The following is a 21,685-nucleotide window of genomic DNA, read 5'->3' as shown; positions in this document are numbered from 1 at the left end:
ATTTATGAAAATTGAAAAAGGTATAATATCAAATACACAATTGACATTTCTAATTATTGGTTTACTTCAATCAGCATCAATTACTGTAGCTTTCGTAAGTGGAATAACAAAATCAAATACTTGGATTTCTCTGTTAACAAGCTTTATTATAATTTCATTTATGATGCTAGTTTATACATCATTAAACAAAAGATACCCTGACAAAAACCTAATAGAAATAAATACTATTGTATATGGACGTTATTTAGGTAAAATAATATCTATATTATACATTTTTTTCTTTTGGTTTTTAATTCCATCAAATGTAAGAGGTATATCAGATATTTATTCCACATATCTTTTTCCTCAAACAGATCTTACTATATTTGTAATTGTAATTATATTAACTTGTATGTACACAATAAAAAAGGGTATAGAAGTTATAGCTAGAATTGGCTCTATTTTAACCATATTGATAATTATTGTAACTGTAATTATTACAGTTCTTATTTCAAATGAAATGCATTTGTCAAATTTTTTGCCTCTTTTTCAAATAAATTTAAAAAAATTTATTCAAGGTACCAATATCATGGTATCTATTCCCTTTGGTGAGTTGATCACATTCCTAATGATTTTTCCATATGTTAACGACAAAAATAAAGTAAAAAAATTCTCATTTTGGGGTTTGATTATAGGAACTACTCAATTTCTAATTATTATTTTGAGAAACACAGCTGTACTTGGAAATATAGGATATATTCATGTTCTTCCATCATATCAGGTAGCAAGACTTATAAATATAGGAGAAGTTATTACCCGAATGGAAATATTGTTCGGAGTAATGCTGCTATTTAATGTGTTTCTAAAAATTTGTATTTTTTATTATGCCACAGTACTATCTATAGCACAATTTTTTAAATTACAGTCCTATAATTCCCTGGTAGTTCCACTTGGAATCATAAGTATCATATTTTCAATTACTATGTATAATTCACCGGCAGAAGAGTCAAATTTTGCAAGTACATACTCTATTTATGCTGTTCTTTTTGTAATTTTGTTTCCTTCTATTTCAATAATTATAGATTGGATTAGGAATTTAGATACTTAAAAGCTGCTATCTCGCAATAATAAATTATTAAGTATAATGAGGTATAAAAAATGATATTTCTATTAATAATAATCTTTATATGTATATTATCATTTGAAGTTCCAGAAATGATTAAAAATAAATACTGGCATGAATTAAAAGTCTATTCTATATTTATAATTATATCCTTTATTCTAAGCTTATTCTATGTTCTAAATATACCTATTCCTAATCCTGCAAAAGGCATGGAATTTGTAGTTAAAGATTTATTACATTTAAATTATCAATGAATCTTACTTAGTGGGAGTGACTTTTCATGAAAATTGAAAAAGGTAAAATATCAGGCCCTCAATTATCATTTTTAATTATTGGTTTGCTTCAAGCTTCTACACTTACTGCATCTTTTATAAGCGGAATAACAAAAATGAACACCTGGATAGTCTTATTAGCAGGCTTTACTATAATGCTGCCTTTCTTATTAATTTATACATCTCTAAATAAAAGATTTCCTAATAAAAATTTGATAGAGATAAATAATGTATTGTATGGGCGCTATTTAGGAAAAATTATATCTATATTATATATTTCCTACTTTTGGTATGTAGTCTCCGCTAATTTCAGATTTACTGCAGACTTTTTTTCTACATATCTTTTTACAGAAGTAGATATTAGTGTATTTATAGTAATATTTACAATAACCTGCATATATGCTCTAAAAAAGGGATTAGAAGTTATAGCTAGGACTAGTTTCATTTTAGGTATAGTATCAATTATTACAGCTGTATTTATTACAATACTTACTATTAAAGATATGCATTTATCAAATTTCTTACCTCTTTTTCAAATAAATTTAAAAGAATTTGTTCAAGGAACTAATCTTATGATATCTATTCCCTTTGGTGAAATAGTTGTATTTGTTATGATTTTTCCATACGTTAATGATATAAAAAAAGTAAAGAAATCTGCGTTTGCAGGTTTAATTGCAGGAGGTATATTTTTTTTGGGTATTATGTTGCGAAATATAGCAATACTTGGAAATATAAATTCTATTCATTTTCTTCCATCTTATCAAGTAGCAAGATCCATAAATGTGGGAGAAATTATTACGAGAATGGAAATATTAATTGCACTAATACTATTATTTAATGAATTTGTAAAAATATGTATTTTATATTATGCTACAGTTCTATCTATAGGTCAGTTTTTCAAATTGCAGTCTTATAAACCCTTAATTGTTCCTGTTGGAATTATAAGCATTATATTTTCAATTATCATGTTCAGTTCACCAGCAGAGCATGCATATATAGCATCTTCTATATATCCTATATATGTTATTCCATATATAATCTTATTTCCTTGTATCTCCTTGATCATAGCTTGGGTTAGAAAATTAGGTAGTTAGAAACTAGAATCCTGTTAATGCATCAGACGGAGTCAAAACTTCATCTGATGCTTAGAACTCTGTTTATTATAAAGATATGAAATAATCATAAGCTATTTTGGAAATTTTCCCAATTGTTTCTCTCGCAAAATTATTTGTAACAGCATCCCAGGTAAGTCCACAAAAAATATAATCAGCATTGGGAAGATATACTATACCTGCATCATGGCTTATTCCATCTAAATCCCCCGTCTTATGGGCAATAAGTGTATCATCCGGAATATTAAGTCTCATAACACTGTTATCCAATTGAGCAGTCAATATGTTCTTCATAATGACACTGTAGGATTCCTTAATCTTTTCACCTTTATAGATAATTTCAAAGAATTTTGCCATATCAGCAGCAGTAGTTCTATTTTCCCTCCCTTCTTTTCTTGCCTGTGAATCCATCATCTTTCTCTGAAGTACTGTATTTTTTATTTCTAAATTTTTAACATAATTGTTTACATTGTCCATACCTGCAAGATCCATCAGTATGTTTGCAGCCGTATTATCACTTTGAATTATCATCAAGGTTATTACGTCTTTTAGAGTATAACTGTTTCCACTTTCCAAAAGATTAAGTATGCTAAAAGGTACTTTTACATTGTCCTCTACTGTTATTCTCTGTTTAAGTGAAAGTTTTCCTTCTTTAACTTGATTCAATATCTCCATCATTATAGGTATCTTTATAAGACTTGCAGAAGGCACCACTATATTTTCATTATAGGCAATTTTTTCTCCTGTTTTAAGATTTTCTATCACAAATGCACAATTCAATTTTTTTAAATCTATTGCGGCTAATATTTTTTCATACAGCATATCTTATGCCTCCTAATTTTCTACTTTTTGTTTTGAACCTTTATTCTTTTTCTCATAATTAGAGTACATTACAAATGCTACAATTGAGAAGAATATAGGACCTACAACCATCCATATGGTGCTTTGCATGTCACCTTGAAATGCTGGAGCAATTATTGTAAATAAATTTGCAAAACCTATAGTAAATACAACAACTATTTCCCAGATCAATGAAGACTTGTATCCTTTAAAAATTATAAATGGCTTGTTAATTTCCTTTTTCTTCTTAAACGGAACAAAAGCTCCTGCTATAAACATATATGGAATTGTCAATGCTACGTTTGTCATACTTACAACTATGTTAAAGAACTTAGATGCTCCTTCTCCACCAATTGTAAGTAGTACTAAAAACAAAACGATTATAATACACTGTGCCCACATTGCATTTTTAGGCATACCATCTTTTATTTCTGTAAGTTTTTCAGGAAATAATCCCTTTGGAGTACCTTCTATTATCTGTTTGAGTGGTCCATATAATACAGTTATGATACTTCCCGTCAGTGCAAGGAACATTGATAGTCCAACAAATCTTGCTATCCAGGCACCTAATGTAAGTGCTGCAGATTGACTTAAATTAAAGCTAACTCCTAACTGGTACCCTAAGTTTTGCATTATAACATATGCAACATTAGCTAAATGAACATCCGGGTTTGAAAGTACCTGTTTCCAATTTGTAAATATACCACACATAAATATGCCTATAGAATATCCTAGTGTTATGACTATTGCAGATATAGCCATTCCTTTTGCGAAATTTTTTTCAGGTTTTTCAGTCTGATCCACAAGTCCTGCTACAACTTCAATTCCACCATAAGCAAATATGGCAAATACTATAAATGATAAAATTGAAAGAGAACTACCGTATTTTGGATTAGGAGATACTGTAAAACTAAGAGGCTGTGCAAGATGTCCATGGCTTGCTATGAGCACAATTACAGCTCCTATAATTAAAAAAACATTCAACAACATAACTGCAGTACCGCCAATTGATGTAACTTTTGAAATATCCTTCAATCCCTTAGTAGCTATAAATGTTATGGCTACTATAAAAATAATACTAAAAATTCCTATAACTTGGGTAGATTTAAGTCCCCAAAATCCCCAACTAGCTGTTACATCTTTTCCAAATATTAGATTTGAAAGTGGAATCCATATAAGAGAACACATATCAACTATTAAAACAACATATGAAGCATACCACATAAATGTTGCTTCAAAAGCATATTTAGGTCCTACAGATCTATTCATCCATGAATAAATTCCACCTTTTTCATCTTTAAATGCGGAACCAAATTCAGCCATCATAAATGCATATGGAATAAAGAATGCTATTCCCGATATTATATACCATGGAATAGATGAATATCCCATAAGGAGAAATGCTCTTGGCATGTTAGCAAAGCCAAACACTTCGGTAAAAATCATTAAAATTAGTGCTACAAGTGACAGTTTTTTTAAATTGTTTGTACCCATTTTTCCCCTCCTAAATTTATTAAAATATAATATTAATATAGAAGTTCCTAGAAATTTAATCTAAGAGCTTCATTTTAACTTATTAATAATTGATAGATTCTATTCCAAGTCCTGGTTTATCTGTAAGTGTTATTTTGCTTTCATTGAATACTGCCCCACCATTAATTGGGTCTTCACTGCATAAAACAGGGCCATCCAAATCGATTTTAGTTATGATACTCTTTGCACAAGCTAGATGAACTGCAGCTGTTACACTTACTTTTGCCTCCAGCATGCACCCTATCATACACTCAATTCCATGTATTTCTGCTAAAGAACATATTTTTAATGCATTGTATATTCCGCCTGTTTTCATGAGTTTTATATTTATTAAATCTGCTGCTCTTCTCTCTAGAACATTTAAGGCATCCATTGGTGAAAATATACTTTCATCTGCTAAAACTGGTGTGGATACATTGTCTGTAACAAACTTTAATCCATCTATATCATGTGCTATAACAGGCTGTTCCACAAACTCAATGTTAAGCCCTGCATCTTCCATTTCTCTTAGCACTTTTACTGCTTCTTTAGGCTTCCATCCTTGATTTGCATCTATTCTAAGGTCAACATCATATCCTATAGCCTGTCTTATAGCTTTCATTCTTTCCAAATCTTTTTTAGAATCTTTACCTACCTTTATTTTTAAAGTTTTATATCCTCTTTTTATAGCATCTATACTGTCTTTTACCATTTCTTCAGGTTCATTTACACTTATAGTTATATCTGTTATTATTTCTTTTCTAAACCCACCCAAAAGCTTATACAATGGTGCCTTATATAACTGACCATATAAATCATAAAGTGCTATGTCCACTGCAGCCTTTGCACTAGTATTTTTTACAATGCACCCATTCAATTTTTGTATTATTGACTCAAAATTTTCTATTTTCATTCCTATAATAGACTTTTTTATGTGGTCTTCTATGGCTCCTATTATAGATCCAGTTGTATCTCCTGTTATGACCCCAGTGGGTGGGGCTTCTCCAAAGCCAATATTTCCTGTATCTGTATATATTTCAACTATAATATCTTCTACCCTTTCCACAGTACGGAGTGCTGTTTTAAATGGTGTCTTCAGTGGAACGGATATTCTTTTTATTTTTATATCTCTTATTTTCATTTAGAGAACCTCCTTAAAATTAATACAAAAAAAGCCCGCAAAAGCATATTAACATTGCTTTTACTGGCTTTCATTCACTTTAAAATAAGGGTAACTTATTTACCATAAACAAAACAGTAATTTAAAAATATTTTTTTTTCACTTCATTATATTTCTTAACTCCATCCCTGTAAGCTACAATAATAGCTTTTTGAGATGAACCGTGATATCTTTTTATAACTTCTTCTTTTAGTTTATCATCAAATATCTTAAGGTTTCTACCTATTAAAAGAGATCTTATAAATTCATCCGTAGTTCTTAGTGTAGAAGATGAATTTAAATCAATTATTTTATCTGTACTTAAATCCACTACAAAACCTATATAAAAAGAATTAAATCTAATGGTAATGGCATTATCCTCATTAGTTTTAGCATTTCCAACTACATATACCGTATTTTCCATATACATAAAATCATCTCATTAACTGAAAATTAAGTTTAATTATTAATTGTTAGCTATTATGTATATAATATGATAAATATTCAAAAAAGTCAATTAGTAAACAATTAATCTAATAATTAGGGGTACAACTATAACTAAAATGCAATAAACCTTTTTCCACATAAACAGAATAAAATTTAACTTATATGAGATTGATTCATTTGCCATGAACGTAGCACGACTACAGGGTGCAATTGCCACAAGAAACAAAGCAAATGCATTTATGGAACTCAATGAAGCCTACGAGCACTGGGATAACATTGGTGGGTAATAATTTTCACTTCAGCAATATAAAAAGCGCAGCAACTATAAATTCTAATTGTTACGCTTTTAAAATTCTAAATTTTCAGTTTTATTTTAAAATTATGATTTTATCTAACATCTTAAATAATAACCCCTATATTACCATCTTTTTTTTACCTTGTATTTTGTATGACCTGTCTTTGCAAGATGGACAGCTGTCAATGTAGTATAGTTGTAATAGCCATTAATGTCTTTCCATCCGCTGTCCCATCCACACTGTTTGCATATTACTTTAATTTGAGGTATAAGACGGCCAGGCCAATGAATACCACCTGCAACTTTATCTAATTGGTCATCTGGAATCTCACTTGTATCGGTTGAAATTCCAGAAATAAATTCATCGTACTCTTCTTTGGTAAATTCAAAACCTTTTTTCTTTGCATATTCCACAATATTACCTGCAGCTGCTGCCTCTAACACCTCTTGATTTGTTTTCTCGTCATCCTTAATTGAAGCATAAAATTTCTGTACATTTTCCTTTGACATTGTTTTTCCCTCCAAAATTTCTTTATTTGTATTAATCAGCAAATATTTCTGCTGTAATTACCTGCTATTTTAAAATTATAACTCTATCCAGATCATACCATTATTAATACTGTCATCTTATATTAAAGTAGAAAATAAATTCTACCGACCACCTGGATAATCCCTGTAACTCAACAGCTTAAATAACAATCTCCATACTATACTACCTTGTATTTTGTATGACCTGTCTTTGCACAATGCAGAGCTTCCAGAAAATGAACATTACTATTTTTTACCCCCCATCCACTTTTCCATCCACATTGTTTGCACATTACTGTTCTAATTTGCGATGTACTATCACCATGCAAATCGAAACCACCCGCAACTTTATCTAGTTGGTCGTCTGGAATTTCACTTGTATCGGTTGAGATTTCAGAAATAAACTCATCGTACTCTTCTTTGGTAAATTCAAAACCTTTTTCCCTGGCATATTCCACAATATTACCTGCAGCTGCTGCCTCTAACACCTTTTGATTTATTTTCTCGTCATCCTTAATTGAAGCATAAAATTTCTGTACATTTTCCTTTGACATTGTTTTTCCCTCCAAAATTTCTTTATTTGTATTAATCATCAGATATTTCTGCTGTAGTTACCTGTTATTTTAAAATTATAACTCTATCCAGATCATACCATTATTAATACTGTCATCTTATATTAAAGTAGAAAATAAATTCTACCGACCACCTGAATTATCGCTGTAACTCAACAGCTTAAATAACAATCACCATACTATACTACCTTGTACTTTGTATGACCTGTATTTGCACGATGGATACCTGTCAATGTAATGCAGACATTAATGCCTCTCAATCCGCTGTCCCATCCACACTGTTTACATATTACTTTAATTTGCGGTGTAAGACCACCACAATGAATACCACCTGCAACTTTATCTAGCTGCTCATCTGGAATTTCACTTGTATCGGTTGAGATTTCAGAAATAAATTCATCGTACTCTTCTTTGGTAAATTCAAAACCTTTTTTCTTTGCATATTCCACAATATTACCTGCAGCTGCTGCCTCTAACACCTCTTGATTTGTTTTCTCGTCATCCTTAATTGAAGCATAAAATTTCTGTACATTTTCCTTTGACATTGTTTTTCCCTCCAAAATTTCTTTATTTGTATTAATCATCAGATATTTCTGCTGTGGGTATTATTATGCTTTATATTTTTTTGTGTTCTGTAAGTTTGTGAATTTCCAGCAAATCTGCACGAATCATCTTATGACAGTAGGGACATATTTGGCAGCCTACACATCCTGTTCCTGCAGCAGAGATAGAATCAATCTCATCATCTGATAATTCTTCCATATCAGTCTTCCTTTGCTCTTCTGTATTATGAAATACTTCAAGCATTTTCTCAAAATGACGTTTTTTCTTAATCTTATCGGGTACTTCTTTTATTGTAAGAAATTTATTTACCAGCTTCTTGTCCTCATCCTCACCGCTGCAATTATTATTTATAATAAAATCCTTGTTATCATCCATAATAAAACATCCTTTCAAGCTGGTTACACTCTTTTATACGTACAACATTAAAAAGTATTACACCAGATTTTATATTTTTTAAAGATATTCTTTTAATTTTTTTCTAAGCTTTTGCAAAGCACGGTGAACTATAACTCCAATATTTGTTCCTGACAAGCCTGTAAGTTCTGCTATTTCAGTATTTTTTAGTCCAGCAAAATATTTAAACTGTAAAACTTCTTTTTCTCTTTCCGAAAGACAGAACATTGCCTTCTTCAACGCTGCTATCTCTTCTTTATTCTCTACGTGATCCTGTACGTTAAAATCATCCTGTACTTCATAAACCTCTGTAAGCATAGGCTTCTTTTTTCTCAAGTAATCTTTTAAAATATTTTGAGCTATTGTAAATATCCAGGTAGATACAGCCCCCTTTAACTCATCATACTGATGCCATGCCGACGCAGCTCTTACAAAAACCTCTCCCGTAAGATCTTGGGAGACAGTACGATTATTCAGGTGTCCATAGAAAAAATTGAAAACCTTCTGATAATATGTGTTAAAAGCATAAATTAGCAATTCTTCTCCATGGGATTCATACTTTTCATCAAGTTTCACGTTTTTGTTCAAATCTTTTTCACACCTTCCTTTTTTCATACTAGGCAGCCTATTTTTTTATCATAAAAGCAGCTGCAGACATGCTAAAAACAATACTACTGACAATCATTACCCATGATTCAATAAATCTGATTCCCATACAAACCAAAAAAGAAAATATTATTCCACTAACAACAAGCATTATAAATAAAACTCTTTTTCTAAGTATATTTTTTTCACTAGGAATAAAAGCTTTTGGTATTGTAAAACTAATATTTAATTGCTCAGATGTTAAAACTATAAATACTGGCATACCTAAAAATAATGAAAATCCAAAATCATTTAAAAATACTATAAGAAATATAGACTTTCCCCATAGCTCATTAAGTATATCAAGCCCACAAGACAAAATTACAGCTACACTAAGAGAGCTAACTATAGCTATTATAATAAACCGCAGGATATTTTTATTAGTCTTCACATTTGGCAGCTCTTTATTTCCATTCATATACCAGATTTTATACGGAAGATATGCAGCAGTAAAATTGCCCAAAACTCCAAAAACAGAAGCTGCCGAAAAGGTACCGAATAAATCTGCTACAAGGTTTCCCACAGCACATCCTAGGGCTCCTTCCGGTCCAAATAAAAGTCCCACAACAATTGGTACAGCATTTACAGGGCGAATTTCCGTAAGTCCAGGTATCAAAACCATAACTTTAAAAGGCACAGCCATACCTATAAATACCAATGTACACAACCCTGTCTTCAATATTTTTTCTCTGTAATAAAAATCTGTTAAAATTCTTCCTATTGTTTTGATATCGTTACACCCTCTTCACATCTCTCTTTTAATTTTGATTTGATTCTGTTTAAGAAATTAGTTCCTGCAAAAATGGATCCACACAAGATAAACAAACAACCTACAACTTTTTCTACCGACAAAATTTCAGTATTGCCAAATGCATTTGGAATTAACAGTGCCAGTACCATCGTGACTACAGGTTCCATAGATGCAATAACAGTAACACTTATAGGGGATGCATACTTTTGCGAATATACAAGCATTATATAGGCATACGCCTTGGAAAAAAATGCAAGAAGAAATATATTCGCCAAAAGGGAATTTGTATAAGTAATTGTAAAGAAAGTTTTCGGATTCTCTATAAACCAAAGGACAAAAGCAATAGCAAAAGTGAAAAACATTTGTCCTATTCCAAGAAGAAGAGGATCATCTTTTTTCGCAAAATTGTCAACAGTTATTATATAAACTGACATACAAAAAGTAGCCAATGTCATTATAAAGAAGCCTTCATTTAAACTTTGTCCAAATTTCACGCCGCTATTTACAATAACTCCTATTAAAATCAAAATAATACCTACCATATTGTTAAGGCTTATTGTCTTTTTAAAAGCAAGCATCATCAAAGGAACAAAAACAATGTTAAGAGAAGCTACAAAAGCAGCAGAAGATGCTGGTATTGTAGCAAGTCCTATCTTTTCAAACACAGAATTACCACATAATATTAAAGCCAATATAAAAGCATGAAATAAAATTTTTTTGTTATATTCTCTAAGCTTTTTCAAAAAAACTATAGTTAATATAATACTGGCTACTCCTGATGTCATAGTCAAATAAGAAAATGCTGAAATTGAGTTTGATATATTTTTTATAAAAATATATGAAAATGCCCAACAAACAGTAATAGAAAATAAAACAATATTTGACTCTGTTTTAGTCACATTTAATCTCCTTTCTTACTGTAAAATTCATAGGTCACATCACCTTTTTCCACGAGGATTGATTCCTGATTGAGACTTACAAGGAGTTCATCCATAATACTTTTTATTTCTTTTTCATTAGCACCATAAATTTCAAGAACCAAGCTGTTCTCTTTAGTAATCTTACTTTTTTTATCTTTATATAACCCCTGACACCTATAAATAGTAAATCCATTAACGTATTTAAGGCTTGTATTAGTCACAATCTGGAATGCTTTTTCGTCACTGATTTGCTGCTTGTAAGTATTCTTATCGTTAAGTCCAATGTGTAGGGTATATTTTGTTGCTTTTGATTGACTTCCTAATAAGTCCTTGTTCCCTACCGTGCCGCAGCTTGACAGTATAATACAAAAAAACATAATTACTACTATAATATTAAACTTTTTTTTACTTACCATTGTATTAGTCAAAGTAAGCTTGCACCCCTTTCACTAATTATCATTTTTTATCTTTACAAAATTGCCATTTTTACATATTAACATATTCAATTTTTTTATATCAGTTTTTAGTGCTCCTCCAGCATCAAACTTAATTGTTCCCTGAACTCCAGAATATCCCTTTTCATCATGCATAATCTTTGCAATTTCTTGATTATTCACAGTTTTATTTTTAACAGCTGTATCAACAATTAGCCTTATAGAATCATATCCTTGTATAGACCAGATATCTGCTTCTTTACCATATTTCTGCCTATAATGCTCCAAAAACTTGTTTAACTTATTACCAGGTTGAATAATTAAAGTTGATGGTATAACAATATTTTCTGCATCTTTTTTATACGTACTTAAATAATTTGCCCTATCAAAAATGGGCTCTCCAATAATTGGGATTTTACTGTTTTTTTGTCTAATCATTTTCAAAACCTGATATGCCCTTTCTAATCCATATTGTGTTATTACTACAGCATCACAGGAAAGTGCATCCCATCTATCATATATACTATCAAAATCATTTTGTGATACAATATTTGGAACATAATCTATTATTTTTGATTTTGTACCCTTAAGGTTAAGCTCAAAGGCCGTTGCAATATCATCCTGGGCAGATGTACCATTATGATATACGGCTATACGATTGTAACCCATTTGAGCTGCATATAGAGCCATAGCTTTACCAAGATCTGCAGAACTAGGTACATTACAAAAAACATTTTTATACTCTTTAGTACATAATTCATCATAACATCCATAGGGTAGAAGAACTATCTTATTCTTGCTGCTAAGAATATCTGTTGTAGTTTTTGAAACATCAAAATTCTGTACATTTAAAACGGCAGTTACCTTTGAATCATTACCAAGCTTTATAGCATCAGCCACACCATTATCATAAGCAGCCTTGTCATCAATAATTGATGTTTTTACATCATATCCAAGGGATGAATATTCCTTAACACAATCCTCTACTGCCAGCTGAACACCATTATAAAATGACCCATCACTACGAAGCCATGAAGCATCACCAAGTACTGGTATATAAATAGTTTTTTCATTATCTTCCATAACACCCCGGCATCCAGTCATGCCTAATGCAAAAGCAAAAATAATTAATACTGCAATAAACTTTCTCATTCTTGTTTCCCCCCTAGACTATTTGTCTTGATGCCAGTTCATAAAATAATCCACATCTATTAATGAGCTCATCAAAGGTACCATTCTCTTTTATTTCACCTTTATCAATAACAATAATTCTGTCACAGTTTTTGATAGTTGAAAGTCTATGTGCTACAACAATTCTAGTAGATTTAAGCCTTTCAAGCGAATCTGATACTATCTTTTGAGTAATGTTATCAAGAGCAGATGTAGCTTCATCAAAAAGTATAATTTTGGGCTTTGGTGCTATTGCCCTAGCAATCATAATTCTTTGACGCTGTCCTCCCGATATACCACCACACCCCTCACCAATCATTGTCTGCATACCCATTGGCATAGCTTTTATATCTTCTTCAAGACCCGCAAGGCACGCTGCATCCCATGCTTCTTCTATAGTAAGCCACGGCGATGAAATAATTATATTTGAATAGATATCTCCTGAAAAAAGTTTGCCATTTTGCATTACAACTCCAATATTTTGACGCACAGAACGCACATCAAGGCTTTCCAGATCCATCCCATCGAAATACACTGATCCCTCTTCAGGACTTTCAAAACCAAGAATCAACCTTATAAGAGTGGATTTTCCACAACCTGTTTTACCAACAATGCCAACATACTCTCCAGGTTCAACTTTTAAGTTTATATTATTTAAAATAGTTGGCCCTCCTTTTGTATAACGGAATGTAACATTACTTATCTCTATACGACCAGACATACTCTGCGGAATAATTTTATTCTCATCAAGCTCAGGTACAGATTTTAAAATAGGTTCCACCATTTCCATGAGAGGTTTTATATTTGCCAGTGTTGTAACAGTACTAGCAAGTCCAAGGATTGCACCACTCACCCCACTATATGCAGCATTAAATGCAATATAATTGGAAACTGAAACTTTTGTCTTATCTGCAAAATAATAGAGCAAAAGACTGCCTCCCATAGAAATAGCTGTTATAACAGCACTCTCTATCCTTAAAAATACCGGAGGTGCATAAGTAAGCTTTGCCTGATCCTTGTATCTTGAAGCCCATTTACTAAAAGCACGCTTTTCTGCTCCTGCAAGCTTTATTTTCTGTACACCGGAAAATAATTGGTACACAAGTCCAGAATTTTTTGCAGAAACCTTCATAACCTTTTTTGTTACAGTATTTTGCAAAAAACCTGAAAGTATTGTAAAACCTAACATCATCAAAATTATCATCATACCTGGGGCAACAAGTGCAGGTGCATAGTTATTCATCTGAAAAATATATGCCAGTGAAAACATCACCGAAAGTCCTGATGTTATAACATTACCTGAAAGTATACTACAAAGCTGTTCTATTGCTGAGATCCTGTTTGTCAATTCACCTGAAGAATACTCTTTGAAAAAACTTGCTTTTAAAGAAAGTACTCTATTCATAGCAGCACTCTGTACAGATAAATTTATCTTATTACCAAAACGTATAACAATAATACGTTTCGTTACATTAAAAAGAGTAGTTGCAACAGCTATTCCCAAAAGCAATTCCGCCATAGGAAATATGTCACTCTTTGTACCAGATGGTATAATATTATTGAATATCTGCTTATTAATGAAAGGAAGCAGCATACCAAGAAGAGTAACCAACAAACTTGAACCTAAAATATATATCACATCGGATTTTAATATGCTCTTTTTCATGTATACTAATAAATCAAGTATATTCAATTTTTTTGCCGGAAGTGGGCGATAAAAGCAAAAGCCTTCTGTTTGTATAAATTTTTCTGTTTTGTTATTAATTATTATAATTTTGCCACTATCTGGATCAAAATAACTATAACCTGACAAAAGTCTGGGCATAAGTGCCACAACACTTCCATTTACTGTACACCCTAAAAGAGGTCCTGTGGTCTGTTTCCACCATTTATCTTTAAGCTCAATTCTGCGGCGCATGATGCCAGTTGGCTTAAGTAAATATTCAAGCTGCTCGTTTTCATCAATTATATTTTCAGGAATTTTAACTATTTTGGCTCCATAGTAATTCAAAATCTGTTCCATAGCTTCTTTTGAAACCCTTTTTGAGTTATTTGTTCCTTTTCCTCTTTTTATACCATTGCTAACAATAGAAGAAAGGTCATAAAAGGATGTCCAAAATGAATTTCTATCATTTTCAATTCTTTTTTTTATTTGTTCACTAAAACTCAATTTCATAGCATTTCTCCTTTATTCTGTTGAAATCAATTGTGCATATTTACCCCCATTACCCATCATTTCATTATGTGTACCTCTCTCTACAACCTTGCCCTTTTCAAGTACAACAATCTCGTCACAGTCCCTTATGGTAGAAAGCCTATGGGCAATAATTATACAGGTAATACCTCTAGCTTTTATAGCTTCCATTATAGAAAACTCCGTTTTAGGATCAAGGGCCGAGGTAGCTTCATCAAGAATAATTATGGAAGGATTTTGAACCAGTGCTCTAGCTATTTCAAATCTCTGGCGCTGACCGCCTGAAAAATTACTTCCTCCTTCTCTTATTACGTGACTGTAACCTCCTTCACGCTGCATGATATCCTCATGAATTTGTGCATCTTTTGCCGCTTTTATCACTGCTTCTTGTGGAATTGAACTGTCCCACATAGTTATATTTGCAAAAATAGTATCCTCAAATAGTACAATATCCTGATCTACAACCGCCAGTGAGTTCGTAAATATTTCCCTATTTATCTGATTCTTTGGTTGACCATCAAATAAAATTTCGCCTGACCACTGCTGATATAATCCTGAAATAAGCTTAGAAATAGTGGATTTACCACTGCCAGATCCACCAACAAGAGCAATTCTGGAACCGCACTTCATACTTATATTGAAATTTTCAATAAGCGGCGGAGCCACCCTACTATACCCAAACGTTAACCCTTTAATTTCAATATTTCCAGTAAGCTTTTGGTAATCCTGCGGTTGAATGTATTTTGAATTATTCATATCAGATTCTACATCCGGTTTATAACTTATAACATCCTCTACCCGCTCCATCTGACTCTGCATTTCTTGAAAGGACTGAGCCACATTAACAAGCTGATTTACAGGACTCAAAAAAGCATTTAAAAAGCCCTGAAATGCAATAAGCATACCTATTGTAAATTTTCCATCAAGTACTAAATAGACACCTATCATTAAAACAGCTGTATCGGATACTTGCTTTAAAAATTCTGGAATAGCTTCCATATACTGTTCTGTACGTAAAAAATCTACCTGTGAGTTATTCTGTTTAGCATTATAACCTGCCCACCGTTCAAAAAATCCTGTTTCAGCACCACTTGCCTTAATAGATTCAATCATTTCAATACCAGCTATGGTAAAGCCTGCAAGCTTACCACTGTCTCGCTCAAATGTACGACTTAAATTTATCCGTTTTTTTGAGACCATACGTACTGCAATCATGTTCAAAAAAATTGCCGCTATTCCAACACATGAAAGTACAACACTGTAACTTAGCATTACTGCAAGATAGAATATAATCATTGTAACGTTTAGGAAAACAGGTGCAAGTTTCTCTATTAAGGTTTCAGCAATTTCTTCATTGCTTTTCTGTCTTGAAGCAATATCACCTGCAAAACGCTGCGAAAAAAATTCTACCGGAAGTCTAAGTACATGCCACATAAACGTTGCATTTGACGTAATAGCCAATTTCCCCCTTATTTTTAGTAAATAAATAGCTTCTATGAATTCTATGAAAAACTCAAGTAAAATAGTAAATCCTACCACAATAATAAAGGAACTAAACCACTCCGGACTTTTTCCAGATAAAATATTATCAATAAAAACACGTGAAAAAACAGGAGTAACCATATTGACTGCTGCAATTAAAAAGCCAGTAACACCTACAATAATAAAAGAATCCATAGTACCACGAAGTCTTCTCCTGGTAAAGTCCAATATACTCTTAGGCTTGCCATCTGGAATAAAATTCTCCGTCTTCTTAAATCGAAGTACAATGCCTGTAAAAGACTTATCAAATTCATCCATGGAAACTGCTACAGTTCCCCTTGCTGGGTCATTTAACAGTGCTTTATCCTTTTTAAAACCATCAAATATTACAAAATGGTTGAAATTCCAATGTATAATTGCTGGCAGTTCAATGTCTTTAAGTGCCTTTGGCTCCATTCTGTACCCTTTAGCTTTGAGTCCATAATTCCTTGCAGCTAGTAGAATGTTCCTTGCTGAACTTCCATCACGAGACACTCCACAATCCAAGCGTACTTTTTCAAGAGGTACCCATTTTCCAAAATACGCAAGTACCATTGCAAGACATGCCGCTCCACATTCAAGAGCTTCCATTTGCATTATAACTGGTACCTTAACAGTTCTGCCCATTGATTCAATCCTCCTGACTTCCCGAGAAAATAAGTTTAATAGGATGCTGCTTGTTTAATACAATTAATATGTTACAGTTTGTACCTATTCCTATCTGAGTATTTTCACCTTTTTTGTTAGACCATTTTATCAAATCTGAAGAATTAGGATCCATAGTAAGATTTATCTTTACCTCTATAGCACTTCCTCCAGGTAAAAGATTACTTTTATTCTCCAAACCACCCATGGCTGAATCAACTTCATCAGAAGTTACAGGATACTCACCTATACTCGTAATACGTCCATACATATATCCGTATTCTTCCCTTGATGCAAAATCAGGTGACACCTGAACATCCATACCCATCGAAAGCTTTTTTGCCGTAGAAGCTGATACGTAGCAAATAACCTGTTTATCGTTTGCATATTTCTCTTGTTTTATAATTTTTGCAACAGGCTTATCAGTTGAAACGCTGTCTCCCATTTTCATAACATTTATTACCATTCCTGAAACAGGAGATGAAATAATAGACGTATTTTCATACTGAGATACAAGTGAGTTTATTTGTTTACTATTCGAATCACCATTTAATTTCATTTCATTAATCTGTTTTATAAGGTTATCCTGTGGTACAATCGAAATAATTTGTCCCGTATTAACAAAGTCTCCCTCTTTTACCCTCACATCACTTATACGACCCTCAACTGAGGAAATAACATTTACAATACCATTTTGTGGAAATACCATTCCCTTTACTTGAACAGTATCAGATATGCTTCCAAACATAGACCACAAGCCTACAGAAGCAATGATAGCTATAAGTCCTATTAATATGCCAAATACCCCCGGATTTACAATCTTTATATACTCATTTAACTGTTCAGGAGAAGATATTCTCTCCAAAGACGTTTTTCTGAATATATTATTTTTCATAAATCAACACCCCCAATTCTATAACTGCAATTTAATAACCATATTTTACTATATATGTATAAAGATCATTTAACACCTTAAATTATATTCTTCTATATATTTCCCCACAATGTACTAAAGTACAGTCTACACAAAAAAAGTACAGTATCTTTATACAAGATATCCTGTACTTTTATAAAATCAGTTCTTAACAAATATTAAAAAACCATTCACATATTATCTCTCTTATCCTTTACAACACCTATCTTAGCTGCATAAGCAATTACCTGTGACCTATTTTCAACATGAAGCAACTCTATAATTCTACCCATATGATACTTAACTGTTCGTTCTGTAATTCCTAGAGTTTCTCCTACTTTTTTATAAGTAATTCCCTTAGCTACCATTTTTAATATTTCTAATTGACGTTTTGTCAGTAACTTTTTGTTTTTATGCTCTAGTTTATTTTCATAAAAAATATTACCCTTTATATAGCTAGATCCAAATTCTTTCAAAATTCGGGTAGCAATATGCGGTGAAAGGGTAACCTGACCTTTTTCAAGATCAGCCAACATATTCAGAAGTTCTTTTCCATCGGTGTTTTTTAAAATATATCCGGATGCTCCATATCTTACTGCATCAAAAAGATCGCTATCATCTTCAGATGCAGTAAGCATTACAATTTTAATATATGACATTTCAGCCTTAATTAATTTCAATGCATCTATTCCGCTGCACATAGGCATACTGATATCCATTAAAATAATATCCGGTTTTAATATTCTGGCCTTTTCAAGAGCCTCTCCCCCGTCTCTTGCTGTCCCTGCAACTTCTATGCCATAAGTCTTAAGCATATATTGAAGACCTTCTAAAAATAAAAGATGGTCATCTGCTAGCATTAATTTCACCTATATTTCCTCCCTTTTAATAGGTAAACAAATATCAATTCGGCTTCCCTTTCCAAGCTCAGATTTAATATTAATTCGAGCTCCTATCTCTGCTGCACGTTTCTTCATAATATCTAATCCAAAGTTGTTCTTAGAACAATTAGTTTTCAATACATTATGAAATCCTTTTCCATCATCCTCTATAATAGTGAATAATCGCTTCTGTGAAAATAAGAATGTTATTTTCACATTAGAAGCTTCTGCATGTTTCCTAATATTGTTCATGGCTTCTCTAATAATATTAAGTAAATTAAACTGTGCATTTGGCTCCAATTCTTCACCTGTAAATTCACCAGGAATATTTAAATTTACTGTTAAATTAGTCTGTTCTTCAAAATTCAATATATCCTTTTTTAATACCGCAATAAAGTTTTTTTCCATAGATGTTGTATTTACCACATTACGAATATACTCTCTTATCTCATTATGAGCTGATTGGGCAACATTTACCAGCTTGTCAATCTCATGTGATGCTGTTTCCACTCCTTCGTTTATAAGTTCCTGTCTAATACCTTGAGCCTGAACATTAATAAACCCCAATACCTGACACAGGTTATCATGCATATTCCTGCTCATCCGCTCTCTCTCTTCAATAACGGCAAGTTTCCGCTGTTGTTTTAAAAATTCTCGTTGAGCTTGTTTTTTTTCAGTTATCTCATATACTACAGCTAGCCTTCCCATAAAAATACCTCTATTATCTGTAAGTTGAGATAAAAATAATTCATAAATTTTTAGATTTTGATTTTGATTTATAGAAAATTCAGCATGTGTAATACTTCTATCCATACAAGCAATTTTTAATTCTGGAATTTGATTAAATACTTCTCCTGCCCTTTTAGCAGAAATCTGTGAGGCACTTAAACCTACAATTCTTTCAAAAGCAGGATTTACATCTAATATCCTATTCTGCGAATCAATAACTAACATACCTACATCCATTATTTCAATTACTGTAGCTCTTGCTAACGGTACTATCTCAAATAGCTTGAAACGAAAAATTCCCAAAACAATAATCAATCCTGCGGGGCCAAAAAATACCGGAGTGATATCGAATCTTTTCACAGGACCAAATCCTAAAATATATAACATATTTGGTATTACAATTAAGATTACTCCAAAGAATAGTACAATTGCTTGCTTTCTGTAAGCTGCATTTGGAGAAAAGATAGTTTTTATGAGAAGCACTAGTGCTGTAATATTTAAAAAATATGAGTAAATCATATGTACAAAAAAGACGGGACCGTATTTTTTTAAAATAACTGGAAAAGGTCCACTATAATCCATGTACATATCATATCTTACCAAACCATGCAATTGATCAGTCCACACAAATATCACAATAATTGTGGGTATAACCGCAAACCATAGAACCTTTCTATTTTTAATTTTATCATCATATCCTGTAAATTGCATACACAATGCAAGCAAAGTTACAGGAGAATAGCAGTAAGCAAAATACTGCATATTTGCCCAAAAAAGCTTAGTTTTAAAGTCAACAGCTGACATTTCAAGAGCATTACAGGAAGACCATATTGTAACTACTAGCATACTAAGTATGAAACTACTAGCACCTTTAGCATTTCTTCGGGTAAGCAATATATTTATTCCTAAAAATAGTGAGGTAAATGCAGATACAATGAGTGGTCCTGTGTATGGAATATATTGAAACTGCATAACTTCTCCTTCTTTTCTCAAAATTAATATTCAACCCTTAACAATTTGAAACAAAATGTTATAATTTAACAAATAGAAGATAATGTTCTCCCTAATTTTATGAATTCTAAAATAATAGTATGATCAAAAATATATTTAATACCATAAAAAACGATCTATGTATATGGTTGTCCTATTTTTCTTGTACTAACCTTTTCTAAAGTAACAAAAAACATTAGTTATATTCTATTTCTATTAAAATTGAAAGCTATTATCATTATATACCTATTGTTTTTTGTTTTCCAATATTTTTATTTAAACAATTCGTAATATACAATTTATTACATTCTGTTAAAGCATATTATTTTTACTTCGATAATGGAGTATATGAAAATAATGTTAACTATAGTAATTTATGATGATAAAAGATATATTTTTAAAAGAAAGGTGGAATTTTTATGTCTCTAGGACTATATACTAATTATGCTTCAAATAATTACAATCAATCAAATATTAATACAAAAACTGACGCTTCAAAATCAGTTACTGAGTCTAACTCAACATCTAAAACTACAAGTAATTCTGTAGACGAATATTATAAACAGCTTTGTGCTAAATTTCCAAACTTAAACATCATGGTTGGTCATTTTTCAAAGGGAGCAATGATAGCAACAAGTACCAACATAGATCATGCACCCATTACAATTGATCCAGCTTATTTAAAAAAAGCAGCAAACGATCCAAAAATTGCAGCAAAACTTGAGAAAAACCTTGGCGATGAACCTATGGCTTTAAATTGGCTGAAAAATGCAGCTAAAATGGGTGGTAACAAAGTAACAAGCCTTGGTAGTTATTATGATGCAAATGGCGATATGTGCAGTGCTGGTGGTCTTGCAACTGATAATCCGTCTTCAAAAAGTAGCCCATCTCTTATGACTCAATTTGATGAATTATTAGAAAAAAGGTTAAAGAGACTAAAGGAACAGAGAAAAGCAGAAAATAGAATGTTATCACAAATAGCTGCAGAAGATATTAAAAAAGCAAATCTACAAAAGCAAGCTGCTAAAAGTTACAATAATAACTTGTTTAATAATCTCAATATAAATTTACTCGACTCAAATAGTTAAAAAAGAGT

22 protein-coding genes are annotated in these 21,685 nt (G+C 31.8%); 4 read left to right on the top strand and 18 right to left on the bottom strand.

All coding sequences use genetic code 11. The annotated features are described in order from the left end of the window. The first annotated feature begins 4 nt into the window (after positions 1–4). From DMR38_RS08310 to DMR38_RS08300, 3 genes are read left to right on the top strand one after another with little or no spacing between them, the layout of a single operon-like run. On the top strand, positions 5–1,087 hold the full coding sequence (locus tag DMR38_RS08310; protein WP_127720839.1) for an endospore germination permease: 1,083 nt from the start codon (positions 5–7) through the stop codon (positions 1,085–1,087). Between the two features lie 50 nt (positions 1,088–1,137). Beyond that, positions 1,138–1,356: a hypothetical protein gene (locus DMR38_RS08305; RefSeq protein WP_127720838.1), complete on the top strand. Its 219-nt coding sequence runs from the start codon at positions 1,138–1,140 to the stop codon at positions 1,354–1,356. 26 nt (positions 1,357–1,382) lie between these two features. Continuing rightward, positions 1,383–2,468 (top strand): endospore germination permease, encoded by a 1,086-nt coding sequence (locus DMR38_RS08300; protein ID WP_127720837.1) that lies wholly within the window; start codon positions 1,383–1,385, stop codon positions 2,466–2,468. A gap of 66 nt (positions 2,469–2,534) precedes the next feature. Here DMR38_RS08300 and DMR38_RS08295 read toward each other — a convergent pair whose 3' ends face one another. The 18 genes from DMR38_RS08295 to DMR38_RS08210 form a co-directional block, all read right to left on the bottom strand. Further along, positions 2,535–3,308, bottom strand: a complete 774-nt coding sequence (locus DMR38_RS08295) for a serine hydrolase (RefSeq protein WP_127720836.1) — start codon at positions 3,306–3,308, stop codon at positions 2,535–2,537. 12 nt (positions 3,309–3,320) lie between these two features. Further along, entirely contained in the window at positions 3,321–4,820 is a 1,500-nt protein-coding gene (yjeM, locus tag DMR38_RS08290; RefSeq protein WP_127720835.1) for a glutamate/gamma-aminobutyrate family transporter YjeM, read from the bottom strand. Between the two features lie 82 nt (positions 4,821–4,902). Continuing rightward, the gene (locus tag DMR38_RS08285) at positions 4,903–5,979 is read right to left on the bottom strand and encodes a dipeptide epimerase (protein ID WP_127720834.1); all 1,077 of its coding nucleotides are present in this window, start codon (positions 5,977–5,979) and stop codon (positions 4,903–4,905) included. Positions 5,980–6,100: 121 nt separating this feature from the next. After that, positions 6,101–6,427 carry a DUF3870 domain-containing protein gene (locus DMR38_RS08280; RefSeq protein WP_127720833.1) on the bottom strand — a complete coding sequence of 109 codons (327 nt, stop codon included), beginning with the start codon at positions 6,425–6,427 and terminating at the stop codon, positions 6,101–6,103. A gap of 435 nt (positions 6,428–6,862) precedes the next feature. Beyond that, complete coding sequence (locus tag DMR38_RS08275) at positions 6,863–7,249, bottom strand: Nif11-like leader peptide family RiPP precursor (protein WP_127720832.1); 387 nt, start codon at positions 7,247–7,249, stop codon at positions 6,863–6,865. 197 nt (positions 7,250–7,446) lie between these two features. Next, positions 7,447–7,821: a Nif11-like leader peptide family RiPP precursor gene (locus DMR38_RS08270; RefSeq protein WP_175412948.1), complete on the bottom strand. Its 375-nt coding sequence runs from the start codon at positions 7,819–7,821 to the stop codon at positions 7,447–7,449. 197 nt (positions 7,822–8,018) lie between these two features. Beyond that, positions 8,019–8,384, bottom strand: coding sequence for a Nif11-like leader peptide family RiPP precursor (locus DMR38_RS08265; protein WP_175412947.1), 366 nt, complete (start codon positions 8,382–8,384; stop codon positions 8,019–8,021). A 70-nt stretch (positions 8,385–8,454) separates the two neighbouring features. Further along, positions 8,455–8,778: a hypothetical protein gene (locus DMR38_RS08260; RefSeq protein WP_127720829.1), complete on the bottom strand. Its 324-nt coding sequence runs from the start codon at positions 8,776–8,778 to the stop codon at positions 8,455–8,457. Between the two features lie 78 nt (positions 8,779–8,856). Then, positions 8,857–9,411, bottom strand: a complete 555-nt coding sequence (locus DMR38_RS08255) for a sigma-70 family RNA polymerase sigma factor (protein ID WP_127720828.1) — start codon at positions 9,409–9,411, stop codon at positions 8,857–8,859. A gap of 10 nt (positions 9,412–9,421) precedes the next feature. After that, positions 9,422–10,120: an ECF transporter S component gene (locus DMR38_RS08250; RefSeq protein ID WP_127720827.1), complete on the bottom strand. Its 699-nt coding sequence runs from the start codon at positions 10,118–10,120 to the stop codon at positions 9,422–9,424. A 38-nt stretch (positions 10,121–10,158) separates the two neighbouring features. Beyond that, positions 10,159–11,091: a DMT family transporter gene (locus DMR38_RS08245; protein WP_127720826.1), complete on the bottom strand. Its 933-nt coding sequence runs from the start codon at positions 11,089–11,091 to the stop codon at positions 10,159–10,161. Positions 11,092–11,093: 2 nt separating this feature from the next. Beyond that, positions 11,094–11,528: a DUF3574 domain-containing protein gene (locus DMR38_RS08240; RefSeq protein ID WP_127720825.1), complete on the bottom strand. Its 435-nt coding sequence runs from the start codon at positions 11,526–11,528 to the stop codon at positions 11,094–11,096. 33 nt (positions 11,529–11,561) lie between these two features. Continuing rightward, positions 11,562–12,698 carry an ABC transporter substrate-binding protein gene (locus DMR38_RS08235; protein ID WP_127720824.1) on the bottom strand — a complete coding sequence of 379 codons (1,137 nt, stop codon included), beginning with the start codon at positions 12,696–12,698 and terminating at the stop codon, positions 11,562–11,564. A gap of 13 nt (positions 12,699–12,711) precedes the next feature. Beyond that, positions 12,712–14,892, bottom strand: coding sequence for an NHLP bacteriocin export ABC transporter permease/ATPase subunit (locus DMR38_RS08230; RefSeq protein WP_243124495.1), 2,181 nt, complete (start codon positions 14,890–14,892; stop codon positions 12,712–12,714). Between the two features lie 12 nt (positions 14,893–14,904). Next, on the bottom strand, positions 14,905–17,058 hold the full coding sequence (locus tag DMR38_RS08225; RefSeq protein ID WP_127720823.1) for an NHLP family bacteriocin export ABC transporter peptidase/permease/ATPase subunit: 2,154 nt from the start codon (positions 17,056–17,058) through the stop codon (positions 14,905–14,907). A 4-nt stretch (positions 17,059–17,062) separates the two neighbouring features. After that, entirely contained in the window at positions 17,063–17,971 is a 909-nt protein-coding gene (locus DMR38_RS08220; protein WP_127720822.1) for a biotin/lipoyl-binding protein, read from the bottom strand. Between the two features lie 209 nt (positions 17,972–18,180). Continuing rightward, positions 18,181–18,849 (bottom strand): response regulator transcription factor, encoded by a 669-nt coding sequence (locus DMR38_RS08215; RefSeq protein ID WP_243124582.1) that lies wholly within the window; start codon positions 18,847–18,849, stop codon positions 18,181–18,183. A gap of 9 nt (positions 18,850–18,858) precedes the next feature. After that, complete coding sequence (locus tag DMR38_RS08210) at positions 18,859–20,592, bottom strand: histidine kinase N-terminal 7TM domain-containing protein (RefSeq protein WP_127720820.1); 1,734 nt, start codon at positions 20,590–20,592, stop codon at positions 18,859–18,861. A gap of 416 nt (positions 20,593–21,008) precedes the next feature. Here DMR38_RS08210 and DMR38_RS08205 point away from each other — a divergent pair, with 416 nt between their 5' ends. Then, complete coding sequence (locus DMR38_RS08205; RefSeq protein ID WP_127720819.1) at positions 21,009–21,677, top strand: DUF6033 family protein; 669 nt, start codon at positions 21,009–21,011, stop codon at positions 21,675–21,677. Positions 21,678–21,685 lie beyond the last annotated feature (8 nt).

The organism is Clostridium sp. AWRP, from assembly GCF_004006395.2.
GTDB lineage: Bacteria > Bacillota > Clostridia > Clostridiales > Clostridiaceae > Clostridium_B.
This window is presented reverse-complemented; position numbering and strand designations above follow the sequence as displayed.

What these genes read in the sequence shown, in the direction of transcription:
- DMR38_RS08310 (WP_127720839.1), top strand. Translation starts at nt 5, where the DNA reads ATGAAAATTGAAAAAGGTATAATATCAAATACACAATTGACATTTCTA.
- DMR38_RS08305 (WP_127720838.1), top strand. Translation starts at nt 1,138, where the DNA reads ATGATATTTCTATTAATAATAATCTTTATATGTATATTATCATTTGAA.
- DMR38_RS08300 (WP_127720837.1), top strand. Translation starts at nt 1,383, where the DNA reads ATGAAAATTGAAAAAGGTAAAATATCAGGCCCTCAATTATCATTTTTA.
- DMR38_RS08295 (WP_127720836.1), bottom strand. Translation starts at nt 3,308, where the DNA reads ATGCTGTATGAAAAAATATTAGCCGCAATAGATTTAAAAAAATTGAAT.
- yjeM (WP_127720835.1), bottom strand. Translation starts at nt 4,820, where the DNA reads ATGGGTACAAACAATTTAAAAAAACTGTCACTTGTAGCACTAATTTTA.
- DMR38_RS08285 (WP_127720834.1), bottom strand. Translation starts at nt 5,979, where the DNA reads ATGAAAATAAGAGATATAAAAATAAAAAGAATATCCGTTCCACTGAAG.
- DMR38_RS08280 (WP_127720833.1), bottom strand. Translation starts at nt 6,427, where the DNA reads ATGTATATGGAAAATACGGTATATGTAGTTGGAAATGCTAAAACTAAT.
- DMR38_RS08275 (WP_127720832.1), bottom strand. Translation starts at nt 7,249, where the DNA reads ATGTCAAAGGAAAATGTACAGAAATTTTATGCTTCAATTAAGGATGAC.
- DMR38_RS08270 (WP_175412948.1), bottom strand. Translation starts at nt 7,821, where the DNA reads ATGTCAAAGGAAAATGTACAGAAATTTTATGCTTCAATTAAGGATGAC.
- DMR38_RS08265 (WP_175412947.1), bottom strand. Translation starts at nt 8,384, where the DNA reads ATGTCAAAGGAAAATGTACAGAAATTTTATGCTTCAATTAAGGATGAC.
- DMR38_RS08260 (WP_127720829.1), bottom strand. Translation starts at nt 8,778, where the DNA reads ATGGATGATAACAAGGATTTTATTATAAATAATAATTGCAGCGGTGAG.
- DMR38_RS08255 (WP_127720828.1), bottom strand. Translation starts at nt 9,411, where the DNA reads ATGAAAAAAGGAAGGTGTGAAAAAGATTTGAACAAAAACGTGAAACTT.
- DMR38_RS08240 (WP_127720825.1), bottom strand. Translation starts at nt 11,528, where the DNA reads ATGGTAAGTAAAAAAAAGTTTAATATTATAGTAGTAATTATGTTTTTT.
- DMR38_RS08235 (WP_127720824.1), bottom strand. Translation starts at nt 12,698, where the DNA reads ATGAGAAAGTTTATTGCAGTATTAATTATTTTTGCTTTTGCATTAGGC.
- DMR38_RS08230 (WP_243124495.1), bottom strand. Translation starts at nt 14,892, where the DNA reads ATGAAATTGAGTTTTAGTGAACAAATAAAAAAAAGAATTGAAAATGAT.
- DMR38_RS08225 (WP_127720823.1), bottom strand. Translation starts at nt 17,058, where the DNA reads ATGGGCAGAACTGTTAAGGTACCAGTTATAATGCAAATGGAAGCTCTT.
- DMR38_RS08220 (WP_127720822.1), bottom strand. Translation starts at nt 17,971, where the DNA reads ATGAAAAATAATATATTCAGAAAAACGTCTTTGGAGAGAATATCTTCT.
- DMR38_RS08215 (WP_243124582.1), bottom strand. Translation starts at nt 18,849, where the DNA reads ATGCTAGCAGATGACCATCTTTTATTTTTAGAAGGTCTTCAATATATG.
- DMR38_RS08205 (WP_127720819.1), top strand. Translation starts at nt 21,009, where the DNA reads ATGTCTCTAGGACTATATACTAATTATGCTTCAAATAATTACAATCAA.